The following is a 22,706-nucleotide window of genomic DNA, read 5'->3' as shown; positions in this document are numbered from 1 at the left end:
AATCCTTATATATTCTCTTTTGTTATTAGTTTTTTTGAGTTCTACTTCTAATTCTTGAATTTGTTTTTGTATATCTTTCATAATATTATTATACTACATTAAATCACACAATTGTATCTATTGTTTAACGGATATTAGTATTAAATATAATAGTGAAACTATAAATTTAAAAATTATAATTTGTAAAAAATTTTTACCGGATATTTTTACTAATTAAAGAGAAATAAATTTAAATTAGTCAAAAGTTTAATTTGATATTGCAATTTAGGTTGAACAAAAAAATTTTTATTTTTTGAAAATTTTACTTGCAAAAAATTTTTTTAGGGAGTAACATATCATTACTAAGTTTTGAAGTGGAAAAGTAAATGATTAAATTTCTATCAGAGAGATACTGGTTGGTGCGAGGTATCAGAAAATAATTATTGAAAATCACCACTGAGCTGTAATGCTGAATTGAGTAAGTATTATCGGGAGCTCCCGTTACAGAGCTATTCATTATTGGATCAGAGTGCATCATAAAGATGAAGAAGAGTGGTACCGCGGAGGATTATATAGTCTTTCGTCTCTTTTGTTAAAGGCAATAGAGGCGAAGGGCTTTTTTTATTGCCTGTATAAAATATTGGAGGTAATAAGATGTTGAAAAGATTGTTTGGAAAAGATGGTGGGATGTATGGTGTTGTTTCAATAGCACTTGTACTTTTTTCAGCTCATGCAGGTGGAGGATTTGCAACCGGAAATCAAGCTAATACTTATTTTGTAGGACTTGGTTGGACAGGAATTGTGAGTGCTGTAGTGGCAATGCTGTTATTAACGGCAATGTTAAAAGAGGCAATGACAATGTATAACAGTAGAGGTTTGAAGTCGTATAAAGAACTTTTTGAAACATTGTATCATCCATTTGATAAATTGGAGATAGCTTTTGAAGTATTTTACTACATCATGGTAGTTATGGTAGTTGCAACTACCATATCAGGAGCTGCAAGTGCCATTAAAGAATATTTTGGGTTTAGCTATGTGTCGGGAGTGGTTGCAGTAAGCGCATTGACTCTTGTATTGGTGATATTTGGAGCGAGCGTAGTAAGAGTGGTTGGAAGTTATATGGGCTTGGTAATTTTAGTGACATCACTTGTTATATATGCAGTGGGAAGCTTTAAGGGGGATGGAATTTTAAATGTATTGAGACTTGACTTTGCAAATAGCGGTTTTGATAACTTACCTAAAGCTTTTATGAATGGGTTTATATACGCAGGATTCCAATGCGTTCAAATTCCAGCTATGGTAGCTTGTGGAGGAGTTCTAAAAAATAAAAATGAAGTTTCAAATTCAATGAAGTTATCAGCAGTTATAAATGCTTTAGCATTGGGATTATCAGTTGCAATGTTATTATCTTGGAAATCATATTACACAGTGGTTGATGGTGGAACTACACTTCCGACACTTACAGCTACAAAGGCGATGGGGTATGAATGGATGACGGTATTTTATGCTATATCATTAATACTTTGTTTAGTATCTTCTGCAGTTTCTATAACCTTTGGATTTGTTGCAAGATTTGAAAGAGCATCTGTTTTAAAACGTGTAAGTGATGTAAAGGTTCGTAGATTTTTGGTAGCAATATTTATATTGGCGGTTTCAATGCTTATATCAATGGCTGGTTTAACTAATATAATCAAATACGGATATGGTTACTGTGGATATGTGGCAATAGTATTAATAGTGGTTCCGCTACTAACTGTTGGAGCATATAAAAATAAAAAATATTTAAGCGAGCGAGAATATAAAAATTTTGCAAATGCTGAACCTGTAAATGAAATTTGAAAACTAAATAAATTTGATAAAAAAATTGCTGAAAGTACTTGAAAAATAATTTTGTCTCTGCTATAGTTCTATAAAACGTAATGAAATGAAGCAGTAGATGGAATCAAACTACTTAGAGAGGTACTGGTTGGTGTAAAGTACATGGGGAGATCTGTTGAACTAGTCATTAAATGGCTGTCTTGAAATTAAGTAGAGATAGACGGGAGCTCCCGTTACAGAGCTATTCATTATTGGATCAAAGTGCATCATAAAGATGAAGAAGAGTGGTACCGCGGAAGCTTTCAGCCTTTCGTCTCTTTTGTTATAGGCAATGGAGACGGGAGGCTTTCTTATTGCCAAAATAGCTGAAAAGTAAAATTTTGGAGGAAAAGAAAATGGGAAAAAGTATGAAGGCAAGTAGCAAGTCAATTTTTACAGCAATTTCAGTTGGGATGGTTTTATTCTCAGCACATGCAGGTGGAGGGTTTGCCACAGGAAATCAAGCAAATACATTTTTTATAAGCTTGGGTTGGCCGGGAATTATAAGCGCAATATTGGCAATATTTTTGTTGACGGCAACAATGAGAGAAGCAATGATAATGTTTAATCAAAGAGGACTTAGTTCATATAAAGAACTCTTCAAAACATTGTTTCATCCGTTTGATAAATTGTCAGTATTTTTTGAAATATTTTTCTACATCATGGTAGTAATGGCAATAGCAGCGGCAATATCAGGAGCAGCAAGTGCTCTTCAAGAGTACTTTGCCATAAATTATAAGTTTTATGTTGTAGTAGTTGGGATGTTGGTTTTGTCATTGACAATATTTGGTGCGAATTTAGTTAGAAAAGCTAGCACATTTATGGGGATTGCAATTTTGGTAACAGCAATAAGTATATACACTCTTGGAAGTTTTCAAGGAGAAAATTTTGTAACTGTACTTACAAAAGATTTTGGAAGTTTTGGTTTTGAAAACTTACCAAGAGCAATTTTAAACTCATTCGTATATGCAGGTTTTCAATGTGTAACTCTTCCAACAATGATAGTATGTGGAAAAGTTTTAAAAGATAGAAGTCAAGTTAGTCGAGCTATGAAATTTTCATTTGCAGTTAACTCAATAGCATTAGTGTTGTCGATTGTGATGTTAAATTCATGGAAGAGTTTTTATACAACTGTTGAGGGAGGAACAACATTACCTACTTTGACGGTAACAAATTCGATAGGTTGGAAATGGCTATTTGCAATTTATGGATTGTGTTTGGTTCTTTGCTTAATCTCAACAGGAGTGACAACTACTTTTGGATTTGTATCAAGATTTGAAAATTCAAAAGTACTTAATAAGATAGCAAGTCAAACGAAGAAGAGAGTTGTAGTTGCAGCATTTATAATCACCGTTTCAATGGCGATTTCAATGGTTGGGCTTACAAATATAATTAAATATGGATATGGATACTGTGGATATTTAGCGATAGCTGTAGTAGTAGTTCCATTTTTGACAATTGGAGTATATAAAAATAGAACTTATGGAAAAGTACCATCAAAAGTAGCTTATGGTACAGTTGAGTAAATTTAGGAGGATAAGATGAATATAAGATTTGAACAAGCAGAAACTTTAAAGGAAAAACCACAAGGAGCTCTGGGATTTGGTAAAAAATTTACAGATTATATGTTTGTAATGGATTGGAAGGAAGGTAAGGGTTGGCATGATGAAAGAATCGTACCTTATGCACCAATGACTATTGATCCGGCTGCAATGGTACTACATTATGCACAAGAGACCTTTGAAGGACTTAAAGCATATCGTGGGAAAAATGGAGAGATATATCTCTTTAGACCTGATATGAATGCAAAGAGATTTGAAAAGTCTAATGAGCGTATGTGTATGCCAAGTGTACCTGAAGAAATGTTTGTAGAGGCTATAAAGGAATTAGTTAAAGTTGAAGAAGCTTGGATTCCAACAGGCGAGGGAGAATCTTTATACATCAGACCCTTTATGTATGCAAATGAAGTAGCACTAGGTGTAGACCAAGCAGATAATTATAGGTTTATAATTGTGCTTTCACCGGTAGGTGCATATTATCCTGAAGGGGTAAATCCTATAAAAATATATGTAGAAGACGAACTTACAAGAGCAACAGTTGGCGGGACAGGATTTGTAAAGTGTGGTGGAAACTATGCAGGAAGTTTAGCAGGTCAAATGAAAGCTAAAAAACTGGGATATACTCAAGTGCTTTGGCTAGATGGCGTTCATCGTAAATATGTTGAAGAAGTTGGCTCGATGAATGTAATGTTCTTGATAGATGATGTTGTTGTAACAGCTCCAATCGAAGGAACTGTACTTGCCGGAGTTACAAGAGACTCAATTTTACAACTTGTAAAAGATTGGGGATATAAAGTTGAAGAACGCCATTTAGAAATTGATGAACTTATGAAAGCTGGAAAAGAAGGCAGACTTCAAGAAGCATGGGGGACAGGTACAGCTGCTGTAATATCTCCGATAGGCGAACTTTTCTATAAGGGAGAAAAAGTAGAAGTAAATGAATTTAAGACAGGCGAACTAACACAAAAATTGTATGACACTTTGACAGGTATTCAATGGGGAGATGTTGAAGATGAACACAATTGGAGAGTAGTAGTTAAATAAAGAGTACAAATGATTTTAAGTAGAAATATGGGAGAATAGATAGATGAAGACAGTAAAAATGAGTAACTATAGTGTTTCAAAAGAAGGATATCCACATTTAGAAAGAGTTTGTAGAGATTACAACTACGATAAAGTAGTTTTAGTTGGAGGTAAGAGAGCACTTCAAGCAGCATCACCTAAGATAAGAGAAGCTCTTAAAAATTCAGATGTAGAAATTACCGGAGAATTTGTATATGGCGAAGAGTGTACAATGAGTAATGTTGAAAGGTTAAAAAACAGAGAAGAAGTACAAAATGCAGATGTAATATTTACAATTGGCGGGGGTAAATCTACTGATACCGGGAAAATATTGGCAGCACAATTAAACAAAAATGCTTTCTCATTTCCTACAATATGTTCAAATTGTTCAGCAGTGACAGCAATTTCAGTTGTATATAATGACGATAGAACTTTCTCACACTATGAATTAATTCCGGCGCCGGTGCATATGTTTGTTGAAACGAGCATAATTGCCAATGCACCGGAAGAATATCTATGGGCCGGAATAGGCGATGGTCTTAGCAAACAACCTGAAGTTGCATATGCAACAAAATATGCAGAATTAGATCATATAGCAAGAATGGGATTAACACTTAGTAAGAGTTGTGAAGCACCTTTCTTAAAATATGGAAAACAAGCTATAGAAGATTGCCGAAACAATAAATCTACTCAGGCAATTGAAGAAATCGCAATGGATATACTTGTAGCGACAGGATATGTTTCAAATTTAACGAACCAACCAGAATACTATTATAATTCTTCTCTTGCGCATATTTTCTACAATGCATCAACCGCTATTCCAAGAGAGAAAGAATATCTACACGGAGAGCTTGTTTCATTTGGTGTGCTTGTATTACATGCTTATGCAGAACAATTTGATGAATTAGATAAAATTGCCAGATTTAATAAATCCATAGGATTGCCTATTACACTTGAAGATGTTGGCTTAACTTATGATGATTTAGAAAAAATGGCAGAAGCAGCACCTAACACAACTGAGTGGAAGAGTTCGGTAACAAATCCATTAACAAAGGAAAGATTTATAGAAGCAATGAAAACTGCTGATGAGTACGGGAAAAAATTAAAAGAGGAAAGACAAGAAGAAATTGCATAAAATAATATTGAGTGTGATTTACCTACATTTTTTATATAATTATTAAGAATATAAGCATAAAAAACCAAATCGAATTTCGATTTGGTTAATTTTATATTAATATGTCCGTAAACATAAATATGATTTTTCCAATGAACTCAAATATTATAAATAATATCATGTACCAACCTATAAAATCTATCTTATTAGTTTCTTTTAATTGGCTGTGAAATTGAGAAACTGATAGACAAGTTGAAAACAGAACTAAAACTATTGTTGCAACCGGGAATGCTGTAAAGGCTGATAGAGTTTTAAAATAAAATATTCCGTACCAAGGAGAGAAGATAAACATAATTAGCATAATTATTTCAGAAAGAAAATAATTTATAAGTGCAAAATGTTTAATCTCACTATAACTCGAATCAATCCAAGCTTTTTCTGTAGCTAGATTTAGTGGAATGTAGAATTGAGCTAACTTGATCAGAATTTTAATTAATAGTGAAAAAACAATAATAAAAGAAAAGTTCTTCCATTTAACAACACTTATTACAACAGGTATGATAGATAGTAAGATTGCAAATATTAAAAGTTGCTTTTCAGTAAGTTTAGTTGCAAGAGTGTGTATACTTCTAAGTTTTTGAAATACTAAATTAGTTTTCATAGTATTCGAAATATCTTCTAATTTATGATGCTCTTTAGAAATATTGAGCTTACTTAGTTTAAATGGATTATCTTTTTTTTCTTCTTTTGTTTTCTCGTCAGTTTTATCTTTTTTATTTGTAAATTTATTTTTAAACTTATCAATTAGTTTTTCTTTATTTACAGATTTTTCTGAAATTTTTTCAGTTTTCTTTTCCTCTATAAGCTTATTTACTTTTTTTGCAGTGGGCTTTTTATTAGATGGTTTGTTTTCATCATCTTTTTTTGTGTTTTCGTAAGCTTTATCTTTTTTATGTGACGATTCATTTTTTTTGCCGGATTTAGATTTTTCCAACTCTGCATTAACAAGCTCTGTAAAGCTTTTATAATCATAAGAAGACACTTTTTTATCAAACTCTTTATTTGTAATATCTTTTTTATTTGTCTTTGCCAATTCATCTTCAATAACATTTATAGGAGGTACATCCATTGTATTTTCAAATGTTTTAACCTCCGGTTTAGTGAGTTCAACTTTATCTAAATTTTCAGTGTCATCTTTTAGAGAAGAGAATATAGAAAATTGGTCATCATCTTCATTTATAAAATCCCTAAATTTTTCTCGAAAGCTTTTTTTATTAGGAGTGGATTTAGGTGTTGATTTTGTCGGTTTTTGAGTTTTTAGAGGCTCATCTTTAGTTGGAACATCTAAATTTTCTTTTTTGAAATTAAGTTCATTGGTCAAGCTAAGGTCTTTAACTTCTTTTTTATTTTCCTTAGAAGGTTTTTCAGAACCTTTTAGAATAGAAGATTGTTTTTGATAGTCAGATATATTTTTAGATATTTTTTCATCTACGGCTTTAATTATATCTTTTAATTCACTTGTAGAATCTATACCGGACAAATTTGTCAGAGGTTTGAAAGTTCTCGTTTCCTGATCTGAATTATTGTTTTCGATAATTTGTATTTTCACATTCTTTAAACTAGTTCCACAATTAGGGCAGTAGTTATCAGAAGATTGAACTTTATTTCCACAGTTAGGACAAAACATTAAATCACCTTCTTTTTTTATTTATTATAGCATATTAGCAAAAAGATTTGCATTTAAAAAGGAAAGCCCGAATGGAGCTTTCCTAACTTTTAAAAGTTGCTTATTTTGCTTCAGTTTTAGCTTCTTCAGCTGATGCTTCAGCAGAGTTAGCTGCTGCTTCTGCTTCAGTTTTAGCTTCTTCAGCCTTGTTAGCTTCTTCAGCTGCCTTGTTAGCTTCAGCTTCTTCAGTTTTAGCTTCGTTAGCTGCTTTGTTAGCTTCTTGAGCTGCTGCATTAGCTTCAGCTGCTGCTGCGTTTGCAGAGTTAGCTGCTTCTTCAGCCGGTTTTTTAGCTCCACAAGCTACTACGCCTAACATCATAACTCCTACAGTTGCTATACTTAACATTTTTCTAAGATTTGTCATTTTTAAATACCTCCTAATTTGTATGTTAACATAATAATCTTTTTATGTGAAAATTAAGTGTTAGTTAAGTTAAATTTCTATAATAATAATTAATTATTTAAAAATAAGATTTAGAAGATTATGCTATAATTTGAATAGGAGGACTAAATGTATCAAGCACTTTATAGAAAATATCGTTCAAAAACATTTGAAGAGATAGTTGGGCAGAACCATGTCACGGCAGCTCTTAAAAATCAAATTATAAATAATGAATTTTCTCACGCATACCTTTTTTCAGGAACAAGGGGAACGGGAAAGACTTCTTGTGCAAAAATCTTATCAAGAGCAGTCAACTGTGAACATCCGGTAAACGGGAATCCATGTAATGAATGTGAATCGTGTAGATCAATTCTTGAAGATAGAGTGATGGATGTTGTCGAAATGGATGCAGCATCTAATAATGGTGTGGATGACATAAGAGAATTAAAAGATAAAGTTGTCTATCCACCACAAAATTTAAAATACAAAGTATATATAATAGATGAAGTTCATATGTTGTCAAAGGGCGCATTCAATGCTCTATTAAAAATATTAGAGGAGCCACCAAAACATTTGATATTTATTTTGGCGACAACTGAACCTGAAAAAATTCCCACAACAATTTTATCGAGACTTCAAAGATATAATTTTAAGAGGATAAGTGAAGATGAAATATATTCAAATTTAGAGAGAATTTCAAAAATAGAAAATAGAGAAGTTGAACCGGAAGTATTTGAGTTGATAGCCAATAATTCAGATGGGGCAATGAGAGACAGTCTTTCACTTTTAGACCAATTGTTTTCTTTTTCAGATGAAAAATTAACATATGAAAGGGCAATTGATATATTGGGAATTGCTTCAAATAAATTTTTATTTAATTTATCAGATGCTATAATTGAAAAAAATCTTGCAAAATCACTTGCTGAGATGGATGAACTTTATAAAGCGGGAAAAGATATAACAATTTTGATAAGTGATTTGATAACTCACTTTAGAAATATTATGGTTATAGGTGCAACTAATTCTGAAGATTTAGTATATACCAGCAAATTTGAAGAATATAAAGATCAAGCTAAAAAAGCAGGGGCAAGTAGAATAATAGAGATAATAAAGGTATTAAACAACACTCTTTCTAATATTAAATATTCAATGGACAAGCGTGTAATGATTGAGATGTGCCTTGTTGAATTATGTACTCAAGTTACAGATGTAGAGTTGAGATTAAAAGAATTAGAAGATAAATTAAACTCTATAAGTATTGGTAATTTGGATTTAAATAAATTCAAAGACCATAGAGTTCAATCGAATGAGTCGAAAGTAGTTGAAAGAGTAAAAGAAAAACCTGTTGATAGGGCGGTGACAAATAAGGTTGAAAAAGATGAGCCTGAACAAGCTTCGAATGACAAGATAGAAACCGGTAAAAAAGGTGAAATCTCTTTATCAACTCAAAAATTAAAATCAGAATGGAATCAAGTGATTTCAAATTTAAAAAATAGAAACAAAATGTCGACGGCTGTATTGTTAGAAAAAGTACGTGATCTGGAAGTTCTAAATGGAACAGTGGTACTATACTTTGATATAGTCGATGAAATGTTTTATAAGATGAGTTCGAGAGATGAAAATAAAAAAGCACTTATAGCTCTATTAAAAGAGACCTATGGAGATTCAATTGAATTAAAATTGGAAATAAAAGATTTAAAAAATAGAGAACAAATTATAGAAAAGTTGAAAAAACTTGTCGGCGAAGAAAATATTGATATAATTTAACTATAAGAAAATTTAGGAGGATAACATGGCAAGAGGATTTGGCGGATTTCCGGGCGGCGGAAATATGAATAATATGATGAAACAAATGCAAAAGATTCAAAAACAAATGGAGACTTTGCAAGAAGATTTAAAAAATCAAGAAGTTGAAACTTCATCAGGCGGTGGAGCAGTAAGAGCAACTGTCAATGGGAATAGAGAACTTATAAGCGTTAAGATAGACCCTGAAGTTGTAGACCCGGAAGATGTTGAAATGCTTGAAGATTTAATTGTAGCAGCTATTGGTGAAGCAATGAGAACAGCTGAGGATAAAGTTAATTCCGAAATGGGTAAAATAACAGGCGGTCTTAACATTCCGGGGCTATAATAATGGCAAAACGTGCAAAGTCTATTGAACAGTTAATATCTCAACTAAATAAATTGCCGGGCATAGGAAGTAAGACAGCTCAAAGATTGGCATATCACGTAATAGATATGAAGGATGAAGAGGTAAGAGAACTTTCAAATGCAATGCTTGAAGCAAAACAAAACATACACAAATGTGATAGGTGTCAAAATTTTACAGATGAAGATGTTTGTTATATTTGCAGAGACAATACAAGAGATACAAGCACAATATGCGTTGTGGAATACCCTAAAGATGTTGAAGCTTTAGAACGTAGTAATTGTTATCATGGATTATATCACGTGCTACATGGGACAATTTCTCCATCAAGAGCAATCCATGCAGATGAATTGAGCATAGGGAGCCTGATAAAGAGGCTTGAGACAGAAGATATAAAAGAGATAATTGTTGCGACAAACCCGACAACCGAAGGAGATACAACGGCTCTTTATATTTCAAGGCTGATTGAACCGCTGGGGATTAAAGTTTCAAGAATAGGGTACGGTCTTCCCGTTGGTGGAGATTTGGAATACTATGATGAAATTACAATCTCAACTGCACTTGAAAATAGAAGAACTTTAAAATAGAAATTTGTAAATTTTAAATTATTTAAAAGTCAGAAATATTGAAAATTTCTGACTTTTAATATATGAATTTTTTATTTTCAAAATAAAGGTTAAATTTGGTCAGAAAAATGGGTATAATGTTATCACTGCAAATATTTTAGTTGGGGAGTGAATAAATGGCAGATAATAAAGATATGAAAAATAAAAATAAGGATAAAGATAAATTTAACAACTTAAAAAATCCGAGGAATATCTACTATATTTTGGCGATAGTTGCGATACTTTTAGTTCCTTTTATGAACAGGTTTTTACAAGAGAAAAACCCGGAGATCAAAGAAGTATCTTATGACCAATTTGTAAGTATGATAGAAAGTGGAAAAGTTAAAGAAGTTAGTGTGAAAGATAGAAACTATACTTTTGAAGTTGCAGATTCAAAATCTGATAAACCTACAGAATATAAGACAAATAGAGTTGAAGGACATCAAGGCATAGTGGATTTGATGCTTGAAAATAATGTAAAAGTTAACAGAGAGTTTACTAAAGAAGTTCCTGCTCCGGTGGCGATGTTTTTATCATTTCTATATACTTTTGGAATGATGGTACTTCTTTATATAATCCTATTTAAATTCGTACTGAAAAAATTCGGTGGAGAAGGTGGAATAGGACCAATGCGTTTTGGCAAGAGCAATGCAAAAATCTATGTTGAGTCAACAGATGGCATTACTTTTGAAAATGTAGCCGGGCAAGATGAAGCCAAAGAAGCTTTGACAGAAATAGTTGATTTTCTACACCAACCTAAAAAATATACTTCAATAGGTGCTAAGTTGCCTAAGGGAGCTTTGTTGGTAGGACCTCCGGGGACCGGTAAGACACTTCTTGCAAAGGCAGTTGCCGGAGAGGCAAAAGTGCCGTTCTTTTCAATTTCAGGTTCTGAATTTGTAGAGATGTTTGTGGGACTTGGAGCTGCCAAGGTCAGAGATTTGTTTAAACAAGCTCATGAAAAAGCGCCTTGTATAATCTTTATAGACGAGATTGATACAATAGGTAAAAAGCGTGATGGAGCAGGATTTGGCGGTAATGATGAAAGAGAACAAACTTTAAATCAGTTACTTTCCGAAATGGACGGGTTTGAAGGAAATGATGGAGTTGTAATACTAGCAGCTACAAACAGACCGGAGTCATTAGACCCGGCATTGTTAAGACCGGGTAGATTTGATAGACGTGTACCTGTGGAACTTCCGGATTTAGCCGGAAGAGAAGCAATATTAAAAGTGCATGCAAAATTAATAAAAAAAGAAGCTGACATAGATTTCAATCAAGTTGCAAGATCTACTGCAGGAGCAAGTGGAGCCGATTTGGCCAATATGGTAAATGAAGCGGCATTAAGGGCAGTTAGAGAGGGCAGAAGTCTTATGAGCCAGCGAGATATAGAAGAGTCCGTTGAAGTTGTCTTGGCCGGATACGAGAGAAAGAATGCAGTAATTTCTCCAAAAGAAAAAGAGATAATTGCATACCATGAAGTTGGACACGCACTTGTTGCGGCAAAACAGAACGGTTCAGCACCTGTTCATAAAATTACAATCGTTCCTCGTACATCGGGAGCTCTTGGATATACTATGCAAGTTGATGAAGAAGAAAAATTCTTGATGAGCAGTAAAGATTTATTCAGTCAAATAGTAACTTTGACAGGCGGCAGAAGTGCCGAAGAATTGATTTTTAATTTGAAGACATCAGGAGCTTCAAATGACATAGAAAAAGCTACTAAAATAGCAAAGACTATGATAACCAGGTTCGGCATGAGTGATGAATTTGGTTTTGTGGCAATGGAAGCTATGACAAATCAATATCTGGGTGGAGATTCATCACTGACAGTTTCACCTAAGAAACAAGCTGAAATAGATGATGCAGTATTTAAAATAGTGGAAAAAGCTCATCTTGAAGCTGTGAATATATTAAAAGACAATATGGAAGCCCTTCATGAAATTGCAAGATACTTGCTAAAAGAAGAAACTATAACAGGGGAACAATTTATGGACATATTGAAGAAATTTGACAACATAGATGTTCCTTCTGATGCGACAGAAAATAATTAAAACTAAAAATAGAATAGATAGTGTGTCGAAAATTAGTATTTTTGATGCACTATCTATTTTTTATGCCAATCAATGAAAAAAATTAACAAATTTAACAAAATGTAACAACTTTTATTGACAATACTTTTTTATCTGATTAAAATCTAAATTAGGTGAAGACTATGAATAAAGAAATCAGAACTAAAGAAATTTATAGACAACTTAAAAATTCTGAATTTATAACTATTGAAAAATTAGCTGAAAAATTCAATGTTTCTGAGATGACAATAAGAAGAGATTTATTGGAGTTGGAGCAAAAAGGTCTTGCAGTAAGAGGAATAGGAGGGGCTTATCCAAGTAGAGCATTAGATGTAGAAATTTCTATAGATGAAAAGAAAGTGAAAAATATTAACAAGAAGAGACAAATTGCAGAAGGGGCAATTAATTTTATTAAAGAAGATATGACAGTTTTCTTGGACTCGGGAAGTACTTGTTATGAATTGTCTAAAAAAATCAAGCTAAGAGATTTCAGACATTTAAATGTGATAACTCAAGACTTATCAATTGTTAACTACTTAAAAGAAACATCAGGAATAAATTTAATAGTTTTAGGAGGATTATTGAGTAACGAAACCAATAGTATGAATGGCATACTCACTCAACTATGTCTTGAAAGACTTTCTGCAGATATAGCTTTTTTAGGGGCGTCAAGTATATCGAATGATTTAAAAATTTTCACTCCATCTGAAAATAAGATCTTATCAAAAATTGAAATGGTCAAGAATTCAAAAAAATCTATATTGATTGCAGACAGTGGGAAGATAAACAATTCAAATTTGTACTATGTTCACGATGTAAAAGATTTTGATTTATTTATAACTGACCAAGGTTTAAGTAGTGAATTCGAAAAAAGATTAATGGAATCTGAAATAAAATATATGAAAGTTTAGGTGCTATATGGCAAAAGTTGTAATGGTAGCAGATGATTTAACAGGGGCAAATGCAAATTGCTCTCTAATGAAAAAAATAGGGCTGACGGCATGCAGTCTTTTAAATTCTTTTAATGAAATTCCAAGAGATATGGATGTTGTTGCATACACTACTAATTCAAGGGCTATTGAACCTGAAGAAGCCTATAAAAGAGTTAGAGAAGGCTTAAAAAAATTAAAAGATGACGAAGTTATTTTATATTCTAAGAGAATAGATTCAACTTTGAGGGGGAATCTTGGAAGTGAATTGAGAGCATTTTTAGATGAACTTGAAGACTATATTGGGATTTGTGTTCCGGCATATCCCGACAGTGGGAGAATTGTAGTAAATGGAACTATGATTGTAAATGGATCTCTACTCATGAATACAGATGCCGGGAAGGATTCAAAGACACCGGTATTTTCAAACGATGTAGAAGCTTTGTTGTCAAAGAATTTAGAAAATCAAGTTAAATCTATATATTTAAAAGACGTAGAAAAAGGCGCAGAGTATATAGCTGAATTGATAAAAAGTGAAAAGAAAAAAGGCACTAAATTGATTATTTTTGATGGAGTATCTAATAGACATTTAGAGGAAATAGCAAAAGCTGTAGTTATTTCCGAAGAGAAATCTTTTGCAGTGGACGCTGGCCCATTTACTAAAGTTCTAACACAGAAGATATTAGAAAATGAAGGTAAAGACAATAAATTACTGATGATTGTAGGCTCCGTAACAGATATAACTATAAAACAAATTAATGAAACAATTTTTGACCACAATGTAAAAGTAGTAGAAGTCGACCCGTTAAAATTTGTCGAGGAAATTAATTTAGAAAATTATATGACAGAACTGGTTAAAAAATCAGATGCTCAGTTATTTGAAACAGAAGTTTTGATGATAACAACCACCCCTTATAGAGACGGTCAAAGTAGATTAGATTTAAAAGAAATTTCAAAAAGATTAAATATTTCTATAGATGATATATCTATTAGAATTTCAACCGGACTTGCAAAACTGGCGAGTAAAATTTTGAAATTAGAGCATAATTTTTCGGGAGTATTTTGTACCGGAGGAGATATTACTGTTGCACTTTCAGAAGAATCGGGCGCGATTGGAATTGAAATAAGAGAAGAAGTTTTACCTTTGGTTGCATATGGAAGAATTATGGGTGGAGATTTCCCACAACTCAGAATTATTTCTAAAGGAGGCATGGTAGGAGATAAGTTTGCAATGAGTAAGTGCATTAATAAGTTAAAAAATATTTGAGGAGGAAATAAATGAAAAAGCCAATTATAGCAATACCACTTGGAGACCCTGCAGGGATAGGCCCTGAAATCACAATGCACACATGGGCAAGTGATGAAGTTCAGGAAATATCAAAATTGATATTAGTAGGAGACGAGTTTGTAGTAAAAAAAGCATTAGACGTAACGGGGTTAGATTTAAAGATTAATATCATTAAAGAAGTATCAGAAGCTCTTTTCGAAAAAGGTACAATAGACCTTATTGACTTGGGAATAGTTAAAGAAGACTATGAATTTGGAAAAGTAAATGCACTTTGTGGGGAAGCTTCTTATCAATATGTAAAAAAAGCCGGAGAACTTGCAATGAATGGAGATGTTGATGCAGTAGCTACAACCCCTATAAATAAAGAATCTTTAAGAGCTGCGAAAGTTCCATATATAGGACATACAGAAATGTTTGAAGATATTTCCGGAGTAAAAGACCCTCTTACAATGTTCGAAGTTGAAAATTTGAGAGTATTTTTCCTTTCAAGACATTTAAGCCTTAAAGATGCAATAGACACAATTAAATACGATAGAGTTTTAGACTATATAAAGAGATGTACAGAAGCTATGCACAGACTAGGAGTTAAAGGAACTATTGCAGTTGCAGGGCTCAACCCTCATTCGGGAGAACACGGATTATTTGGTTGGGAAGAAGTAAATGAAATAGAACCGGCTGTTAAAAAAGCTAAAGAAGAAGGATATGACGTTGCAGGACCGGTTCCTGCAGACTCTGTATTCCATCAAGCACTTCACGGAAGTTACGCAGCTGTTTTGAGTTTGTATCACGACCAAGGACACGTTGCAACTAAGACATATAATTTTGAAAAGACAATTTCGCTTACAAATTCCATGCCGTTTTTAAGAACAAGTGTAGACCATGGTACAGCTTATCCAATAGCCGGAACTAACACGGCAAGTTCTGTAAGTATGATAGAAGCTGTAAAAGTAGCGGCAAAATATGCAAACCAATTTAAAAGTGGAGGAGTTAAATAATGGGAGAATTGATGCTTTCGCCTGAGAGAATGATTATAGCCATGGTAATAGGCATAGTATTCTTGGTATTTATGATTTTAAAAACTAAAGTTCACACTTTCTTAGCGCTGATTATAGCGAGTTTACTAATAGGAGCTATAGGAGGATTTCCCGCACCTAATCTAATAAAGGCGATAACCGATGGATTTGGAGGAACTCTTGGAAGCATAGGAGTAATAATAGGTCTTGGAGTTATGATGGGAGAAATTTTTGAATTTAGTGGTGCAGCTAAAAAGATGGCATATACATTCTTAAAAGTATTAGGCAAGGACAAAGAAGAAATAGCTCTTACGATAACAGGGTTTTTAGTTTCAATTCCAATATTTTGTGATTCAGGCTTTGTAATCTTAGCACCACTTGCAAGAGCACTTTCTCGTCAAAGTAAAAAGTCAATGGTTGGACTTGGAGTAGCTCTTGCATCAGGACTTGTAATAACTCACTCATTAATTCCGCCAACACCCGGTCCTATAGGAGCGGCCGGTATATTTGGAGCCAATATAGGCTCACTTATATTATGGGGGATATTAATAGCTATACCTATGTCAGCAGCTTGTTTAGTATATGCTAAGTACATTGGTAAAAAGATTTATCAAATTCCTACAGAAGATGGAGAAGGTTGGACAAGAGAGAGAAGCGAAGCTATAGCTGATAAAATATTAGCTGACTTTGACGAAAACTTACCAAGTGCATTTTCTTCATTCTTGCCAATAATAGTTCCAATAGTGTTGATACTTTTACAAAACGTAACTGCACTAATAGGAGTTGAAAATGAAACTTTAAAATGGATAATAAACTTTACAGGAGCACCTATAGTTGCCGTTGCAGTTGGGGTGTTATTAGCATTATTCTTACTTGTTAAAGATGCACCAAGAGATGAAATTGCCAAGATGATGGAAAAAGGTTTGGCATCAGCCGGAATAATAATATTTGTAACAGGTGGTGGGGGAGCTTTGGGTTCTGTACTTAGAACAAGCGGAGTTGGAGAATATATAGCAAAAGGCATTGCCACAACAGCAATTCCGCCATTATTCTTACCATTTATAATAGCTACAATGATGAGACTTATCCAAGGTTCGGGAACAGTTGCAATGCTTACAGCAGCTTCAATCACTGCCCCTATTATGTCATCTTTAGGAGTTAATCCTACATTTGCCACACTTTCAGCATGTATAGGTTCATTATTCTTCAGCCAATTCAGTGATTCATTCTTCTGGGTTGTAAATAGAACTATGGGAATAAGCGATGCTAAAGAGCAAATTAGAATTTGGTCTATCCCAACAACAATAGCTTGGGCTATAGGATTTGTAGTTCTTTTGATAATAAATGGATTTTTCGGATAAATAGAAATAATTTAAAATTGGATGGCATTTCTTTTAGAAGTGCCATTTTTTATATGTAATTATTAGGTTAGCATGATTATTGACAAAAGTAAAAAAATATATTAAGTTAAATAAAATATTTAGACATATTTAGAGATACGTATGAAATATTATTTTAATTTATATAGGCATAATAACAGGGGTAGATTTTTGAGGATTAATTAATGGAGAATCAATTAATTAATGTACAAAATAAAAGGGATATAGTTTAAATTTATTAAGATAGATTGGTAATAGGAGTATAAATGAAGATTAGAAGAAAAATAAGTGTAGCCTACTTTTTATTTTTTATATTTTGTATATATGTCTTGGTAAGGTATCATGACCTTGAAGTGTGGCCAAAATGGCAACAACTGACAAGAGAAAGAGTCATATACCTTATGAATACAGACGTGCAATGGTCAAAAGAGCCAATAACCCATATCGGTTATTTAGTGGTGTCTATTTCATCTAACTATTGAGTTATTAGAAGAGAACTATACAAAAAAGGTAAAGAACTATATAAAAAGTAAAAAATATTTGATAAATTTAGCAATATGGATAGTTGCAATCAGCTTAATCTTTGTGATAAGTAAGCTAACATTTTACAAGGTATATATGGATTTGATTATTCCGCTTGCCTATTCTCTAGGTGGTTTTATCTTCATAAACAGCAAGGAAGCGAATGAGTAAGAAAAAGTCGTCTTGTCACTAAGGCGACTTTAATTTATTTTATTTGCAATTGCTTTAAAGAATATTCCGACAATTGAATGAAATCTTTTCAAATCAGTGATGTATGCAAAGTCACTTCCGAATATTTTTTTCTCTGTTTCTAAATCTTCTTCAAGACCTGTAAATACACCTAACACATTTATCCCCATAAGCCTTGCTTTCATTACTGAATTGTAAGTGTCAAACGTTGCAATTTCATCAACATAATTTTCAACACCAAGGTCTGCCATGCCAATTAAACCGAGGTCCGTTTCGTCATTCGGCTTACCATCTGAAAGAATAATCAAAAATTTTCTATCGTGTGGATTTTTTTCTATCAAGTTAGTAATCAATTTTATAGCCAATCCGTCACGATTGCTACCGGAGCCTTGGAATTTAAAAATTTCTGAGTTCTTGAGTTTTGAGTCGTGATAGTCCCTGTAAGTTTTTATAATCATTCTGTCAAAAAAGTTGCTGAATGAAATAACTCTTGTGTCTATATTTAAAGAAGTAAGAGCTTCTGCGATTATAAATGCCTCAATTGCAACTTCGCTCTGCCTAACAGTTTGAGAAGCGGAAGAATCCAAGAGAATATCTACTGAAATATCTCCAAGGTCATCTGAATAGTTTCTTTTGAAAATTTTTTGATTGTTAGAATATAAAATCTTCCATATTTCGCTTGCAACCAATTCGCCCATTGTACTGCGAATATTGTACTGTTCAGAATTTTTTAAAATTGAGTTTTTCAACACTTCTTTTAAATTTATTGTGGCTCTTTTAAAGTGCAATTCATCTGCACGATATTTTTCTAAATTTTTAGTATGCACTTCATCAGCTTGAGCTTTGAAGAAAGAATCTTTCATAGTGTACTCGCCATTGGTAAAGTGTAACTTTACATTTTCATGTATTCCGGTGCAAATTTCACTTTCAAGTTTTTTTACTTCATTGAGCCTTCCAATAGATTTACCATATCTTCTCTCAACTATTGCCGAGTAATCCTTAGCCCCGGACTTTATATTAGACTTGTCTATAACCTCTTTTAAATCTTCGTAAATCGATTGAGTGAACTCGGCAGATTCAATATTGAATTTTTCAAGGTCAGAAATTTCAACCTCTTTCACGTTTACAATCATAGGATTTATTATCTGCTTAGACTTAACTTTTTCTATAAATTTTTCAACCTTATCAGTTGCCGCTGTGTCATACACATGAAAGTATTTTTGATATAAATTCTTTAAAAAATTTAAGAGTTCATAAGTGTCGAGAGAACGAAAATTTTCTATTTCATTTAACATTTCTTCAAGGCTTCGGTTTACAATCCTCGGTCTGTTCAAAAAGTTCGAATAGTAAGCTCTCTCCAATTCTTCGCCTATAGAAGTAGGTTCCAAAAATTCATATTTGTGTTTTAAACTTTTTAAGAAATCTTCAAAAAAGTCAACCGTTCCCGGACGGAGTTCAAATAGCTTTTCTCTTGTGGCACTTTCAATAGCAAGCGCCATAATCATCTTTAAATCTTTATAGTTGGTTTTGGAATTTATGTGAAAACTCAAAAATTTTTCGATTGCAAATTTATTGTAGAGTTTGTGTGAAATTCCAAGCAAGGCAAGTTTGTAAGGAGTTTCAGATAGAAAGGAATTTGTGTTTACATCTGAGTAATCCTCTGAAACTGTCCATACAATATTTTTATTCCTACTCATTAAATAATTCCTCGGATTTTAAATCTTTTCTAATCAAAGTTTTTAAAACATCCCCAACTATTTCGCTTTCGTAAGAGTCAAAAGATTTATGACTTATGCCCATCTCAATTGCACTTTTTATATCTAACCCCATCTCCATTAGTTTTATAGCTCCGAGTAGACCACGTAGGTCTATAGGCTTTGAAGAAATTTCAGAATTTAAACTTTTTAATTCAATATCCAAGAAAAATCTTGTAAACAATTCAATATATTTTTCAGTAAGTTTAGTTTTATCCCTTAAAATTGATTTTAAGTTTTCTTCCGAAATAGTCGGCATTTCAATAACCATAAATCTGGATACAAGCGCCTCATTTAAATCTCTCGTCCCAATATATCCGTGGTTCATAGTTGCAATAAATCTCGTCGCCTCATGTAATTTAAGTCTGCCGTATCCTGAGACATCTATAATTCTTCTGTAGTCAAGAGCCGAATGCACAACAGAAAGCGCCTCGTTCTTAGCCATATTTATTTCGTCAAACACTCCAAAGCCTCCGAACTCGCTGCACTCATAAACGGGACCTTTTTTTAAAATAACATTGTTATCTCTAAAAGTGTCAGTTCCTATGAGAGAAGCCGAGTCCGTATTTACATTTAAAGAAATAGTCCAAAGCGGTCTGCTAAAAAGTGTAGCTAAGTTTTCAGACAGAACATTTTTACCGGTGGCTTTCGGCCCTGTTAAAAGTATGTGATTGCCGGAGAGTATTCCGGCTATTGCCTTTTCCCAAACTTCTTTTCCATAAAATTTAAAATTGACTTCAGGAACTCTGTACTCCAAATCTTTATCCAGTTTATAATAAGCTCTAAATTTATTTACCTCGTTGAGTAAATTTTCATCTATATTTTGAGATTTTAAAAATTCTAATAATTCCATTTTTCCTCCTGCTATTTTGAATATCTAAGATAGATTTTACACTAATTATACCCAGAAAATCCAAATATTTCAGAATTATTACAAACTTCAGATTATCTGTAACATAAACTTAAAGTTACAAATTAGATAATGATGTTACAATTAATTTGTAAATAAGATTAGGGTGATGAAATGAAAAGAAGTGTTAAGTTTTTGTTTACATTACTTTCTCTTATAATTTTGTTCAATTCTTCCACGGCATATGCAAAGGTATTTAAGGACACTAAGAATCATTGGGCTAAAGTCTATATTGACGATATGAGCGATAGAGGCTTTATGACAGGTTATGCCCAGGATACATTTAAACCCGACGATATGATGAGTAGAGCAGAGTTTTATTCCATAATAAATTCCATGGCAGGGTTGGAAAAAACTTATGCAGTTACATTTTCTGATGTGTCTACATCAGATTGGTACTACCAAGATATTGCCAAGGCGATTAAGGCCGGTTATTTGATCCCGACAACCGGAGCTTTGAATCCAAACAAACCTATTTCAAGACAAGAAGTAATGGGAATTATCGGTTATATATACAAAGTAAAACCGGATTCTGCTGCAGCATCTAAGTTTGCAGACTCATCTTCTATTAGAAATGAAAACAAAGGCTACATTGGAGCACTTGTGAAAGTTGGAGTTGTAAATGGCGGAGCAGGAGGTATGCTCTATCCAAATAATCCAATGAGTAGAGCAGAAGTTGCAAAAGTACTCTTTACTATGGTGGATAAATATGAACTACCTTCAGAGAGAGTAGTTGTGGATAGTAAAATCAAGTTTGGGGACAGAAATTTATATAATTAAGAGCTTGTGGTGTGCAGGCTCTTTTTTATTTTCTCAAAAATTATAAATATTTTGAAAAATTTTTAATAAATGAACCTTTTGAGTTCTAAAAGACTCTTATATATAGATGCATCAAAGAGAAAGGAGACTGAGCATGGACGATATCCAAATGGTTGAAGCTATAAAGGCCGGCGACAAAGAAGCTTTTAACCGGTTGTATGAAGAGTATAGTTTACGACTATACAGAACAGCATACTTAATTTTAGGAAATTCTTATGATGCTGAAGATGTACTACAGGATACATTTGTATCAGCTTATAGAAACATGTCTGATTTAAAAGATTACACTAAATTGAAGACATGGCTATATGCCATTTTGAAAAATAGAGCATATAAAAAATACAATAAGAATCAAAGAGAATTTCCTGAACAAGATATCTTAGAAAAAATTGAAGTCAAGGGAACTGAAAATAGCCAAGAAGATAAAATTGCATTGGAAGATGAAATTCAAATTTGTCTTATGAATCTAAAACCAAAACTTAGGGAAGTCATAGTGCTATATTACTACAATGATTTCACAATTGCAGAAATTGCTCAGATTTGCGGGAGTTTTCAAGGAACTGTCAAGTCAAGGCTGTATAAGGCTAGAAAAGATTTGAAAAGAGAATTGGAAAAGCTAAATTCAGAAGTTGTATTGCCGAAAAGGGAGGAAGCAAATGGTTGATAAAGAAAAATTTGAAGATGAATTGAAAAAACAAATTAATTCTTCTGTTGATAAAGTATTTCCTTCCGACTTTGTAAAAAATAAGATTGATTTACAAATAAGAAACTTGGAACGAGAAAGAGGAGGATTTATGATGAAGAGAATGAAGAAATTAAAACTAGCAGTAGCTTTAGTGATTTGTATTTTAGTAGGAGGAGTAGGAGCTTATGCAATAGGTACTATAACAGGCACAATAAGCTCTTCAACTTCTTATTACAACTATACAAAATATGAAGATATTAAAAAAGCTGAAAAGAAAGCAGGATTTGAAGCAGTTGTCCCCGAAACTATAGGAGACTTTAAGTTTGATGGAATTACTATGTTGAATATGGCAGATACAGATGCTGAAGGCAATAGAATGAACAAGAGAAAGGCTATCAGCGTCAGCTATAAGGATAGCAATGGAACTATGGGAGAATTACACTTAGACAAAGTTTTTTCAAACCAACCTAAACTTGAAGACCAACCATATACAGAAAAAAGACAAATAAGCGGACACGATTTTTATTTCACTCGTTTAGAAAGTTTGTTTTTAGCAAGTTAAAAATAAATGACCCCGGAAGAAGTAGAACTTTCAGAAAACGACCCTTTCTTTAACGTTGGAATTGGCGGAGAGGGTACAAAAAGGGAAACTTCTATTTCACACCACCTATCTTTTGAAGACAATGGAATACTGTACAGTTTTATGACAAGTG

19 protein-coding genes and 2 other annotated features are annotated in these 22,706 nt (G+C 32.9%); of the genes, 15 read left to right on the top strand and 4 right to left on the bottom strand.

From position 1 onward, the window contains the following. Positions 1-339 precede the first annotated feature (339 nt). Positions 340-570, top strand: a binding site (T-box leader). A gap of 63 nt (positions 571-633) precedes the next feature. The 4 genes from SOR77_RS05595 to SOR77_RS05580 all read left to right on the top strand — a co-directional run bounded on the left by SOR77_RS05595 (position 634) and on the right by SOR77_RS05580 (position 5,592). Beyond that, positions 634-1,818 carry a hypothetical protein gene (locus tag SOR77_RS05595; RefSeq protein ID WP_320636185.1) on the top strand — a complete coding sequence of 395 codons (1,185 nt, stop codon included), beginning with the start codon at positions 634-636 and terminating at the stop codon, positions 1,816-1,818. A gap of 71 nt (positions 1,819-1,889) precedes the next feature. Continuing rightward, positions 1,890-2,118 (top strand) — a binding site (T-box leader). Between the two features lie 74 nt (positions 2,119-2,192). Further along, entirely contained in the window at positions 2,193-3,362 is a 1,170-nt protein-coding gene (locus SOR77_RS05590) for a hypothetical protein (protein ID WP_320636184.1), read from the top strand. 15 nt (positions 3,363-3,377) lie between these two features. Beyond that, a complete protein-coding gene (locus SOR77_RS05585) occupies positions 3,378-4,439 on the top strand; it encodes a branched-chain amino acid aminotransferase (protein ID WP_320636183.1) in 1,062 nt (353 codons plus the stop codon). Between the two features lie 43 nt (positions 4,440-4,482). Beyond that, the gene (locus tag SOR77_RS05580) at positions 4,483-5,592 is read left to right on the top strand and encodes an iron-containing alcohol dehydrogenase family protein (RefSeq protein WP_320636182.1); all 1,110 of its coding nucleotides are present in this window, start codon (positions 4,483-4,485) and stop codon (positions 5,590-5,592) included. A 91-nt stretch (positions 5,593-5,683) separates the two neighbouring features. On the opposite strand, the gene SOR77_RS05575 is transcribed toward SOR77_RS05580, so the two are convergent. Both SOR77_RS05575 and SOR77_RS05570 read right to left on the bottom strand, forming a co-directional pair. Beyond that, positions 5,684-7,258, bottom strand: a complete 1,575-nt coding sequence (locus SOR77_RS05575; protein WP_320636181.1) for a zinc-ribbon domain-containing protein — start codon at positions 7,256-7,258, stop codon at positions 5,684-5,686. Between the two features lie 100 nt (positions 7,259-7,358). Further along, the gene (locus SOR77_RS05570) at positions 7,359-7,661 is read right to left on the bottom strand and encodes a hypothetical protein (RefSeq protein WP_320636180.1); all 303 of its coding nucleotides are present in this window, start codon (positions 7,659-7,661) and stop codon (positions 7,359-7,361) included. A 147-nt stretch (positions 7,662-7,808) separates the two neighbouring features. On the opposite strand from SOR77_RS05570, the gene dnaX reads away from it, so the two are divergent. From dnaX to SOR77_RS05530, 8 genes are all read left to right on the top strand, one after another. Beyond that, positions 7,809-9,446, top strand: a complete 1,638-nt coding sequence (gene dnaX / locus SOR77_RS05565; RefSeq protein ID WP_320636179.1) for a DNA polymerase III subunit gamma/tau — start codon at positions 7,809-7,811, stop codon at positions 9,444-9,446. Between the two features lie 25 nt (positions 9,447-9,471). Further along, complete coding sequence (locus SOR77_RS05560) at positions 9,472-9,810, top strand: YbaB/EbfC family nucleoid-associated protein (RefSeq protein ID WP_320636178.1); 339 nt, start codon at positions 9,472-9,474, stop codon at positions 9,808-9,810. A 2-nt stretch (positions 9,811-9,812) separates the two neighbouring features. Beyond that, on the top strand, positions 9,813-10,415 hold the full coding sequence (gene recR, locus SOR77_RS05555) for a recombination mediator RecR (protein ID WP_320636177.1): 603 nt from the start codon (positions 9,813-9,815) through the stop codon (positions 10,413-10,415). A gap of 155 nt (positions 10,416-10,570) precedes the next feature. Further along, on the top strand, positions 10,571-12,487 hold the full coding sequence (gene ftsH, locus SOR77_RS05550; protein ID WP_414153388.1) for an ATP-dependent zinc metalloprotease FtsH: 1,917 nt from the start codon (positions 10,571-10,573) through the stop codon (positions 12,485-12,487). 161 nt (positions 12,488-12,648) lie between these two features. Then, on the top strand, positions 12,649-13,416 hold the full coding sequence (locus SOR77_RS05545) for a DeoR/GlpR family DNA-binding transcription regulator (RefSeq protein WP_320636176.1): 768 nt from the start codon (positions 12,649-12,651) through the stop codon (positions 13,414-13,416). Between the two features lie 7 nt (positions 13,417-13,423). Next, complete coding sequence (locus SOR77_RS05540; protein WP_320636175.1) at positions 13,424-14,701, top strand: four-carbon acid sugar kinase family protein; 1,278 nt, start codon at positions 13,424-13,426, stop codon at positions 14,699-14,701. Positions 14,702-14,712: 11 nt separating this feature from the next. Next, a complete protein-coding gene (pdxA, locus tag SOR77_RS05535) occupies positions 14,713-15,717 on the top strand; it encodes a 4-hydroxythreonine-4-phosphate dehydrogenase PdxA (RefSeq protein WP_320636174.1) in 1,005 nt (334 codons plus the stop codon). Beyond that, on the top strand, positions 15,717-17,096 hold the full coding sequence (locus tag SOR77_RS05530; RefSeq protein WP_320636173.1) for a gluconate:H+ symporter: 1,380 nt from the start codon (positions 15,717-15,719) through the stop codon (positions 17,094-17,096). Before pdxA ends, SOR77_RS05530 begins: the two co-directional genes overlap by 1 nt. Before the next feature lie 740 nt (positions 17,097-17,836). On the opposite strand, the gene SOR77_RS05525 is transcribed toward SOR77_RS05530, so the two are convergent. Together SOR77_RS05525 and SOR77_RS05520 are read right to left on the bottom strand one after the other, a co-directional pair. After that, positions 17,837-19,522, bottom strand: a complete 1,686-nt coding sequence (locus SOR77_RS05525) for a hypothetical protein (protein WP_320636172.1) — start codon at positions 19,520-19,522, stop codon at positions 17,837-17,839. Continuing rightward, a complete protein-coding gene (locus SOR77_RS05520; RefSeq protein ID WP_320636171.1) occupies positions 19,515-20,432 on the bottom strand; it encodes a MoxR family ATPase in 918 nt (305 codons plus the stop codon). Before SOR77_RS05520 ends, SOR77_RS05525 begins: the two co-directional genes overlap by 8 nt. A 171-nt stretch (positions 20,433-20,603) precedes the next feature. On the opposite strand from SOR77_RS05520, the gene SOR77_RS05515 reads away from it, so the two are divergent. The 3 genes from SOR77_RS05515 (at position 20,604) to SOR77_RS05505 (ending at position 22,555) form a co-directional block, all read left to right on the top strand. Further along, positions 20,604-21,269, top strand: coding sequence for an S-layer homology domain-containing protein (locus SOR77_RS05515; RefSeq protein ID WP_320636170.1), 666 nt, complete (start codon positions 20,604-20,606; stop codon positions 21,267-21,269). Between the two features lie 133 nt (positions 21,270-21,402). After that, positions 21,403-21,972, top strand: a complete 570-nt coding sequence (locus SOR77_RS05510) for an RNA polymerase sigma factor (protein ID WP_320636169.1) — start codon at positions 21,403-21,405, stop codon at positions 21,970-21,972. Beyond that, positions 21,965-22,555, top strand: coding sequence for a hypothetical protein (locus SOR77_RS05505; protein WP_320636168.1), 591 nt, complete (start codon positions 21,965-21,967; stop codon positions 22,553-22,555). Before SOR77_RS05510 ends, SOR77_RS05505 begins: the two co-directional genes overlap by 8 nt. The last annotated feature ends 151 nt before the right edge of the window (positions 22,556-22,706 follow it).

It is taken from the genome of Peptoniphilus sp., assembly GCF_034090345.1.
Taxonomy (GTDB): domain Bacteria; phylum Bacillota; class Clostridia; order Tissierellales; family Peptoniphilaceae; genus Peptoniphilus.
The sequence above is the reverse complement of the archived record's forward strand: the minus strand, read 5'-3'. Positions and strand labels throughout refer to the sequence as shown.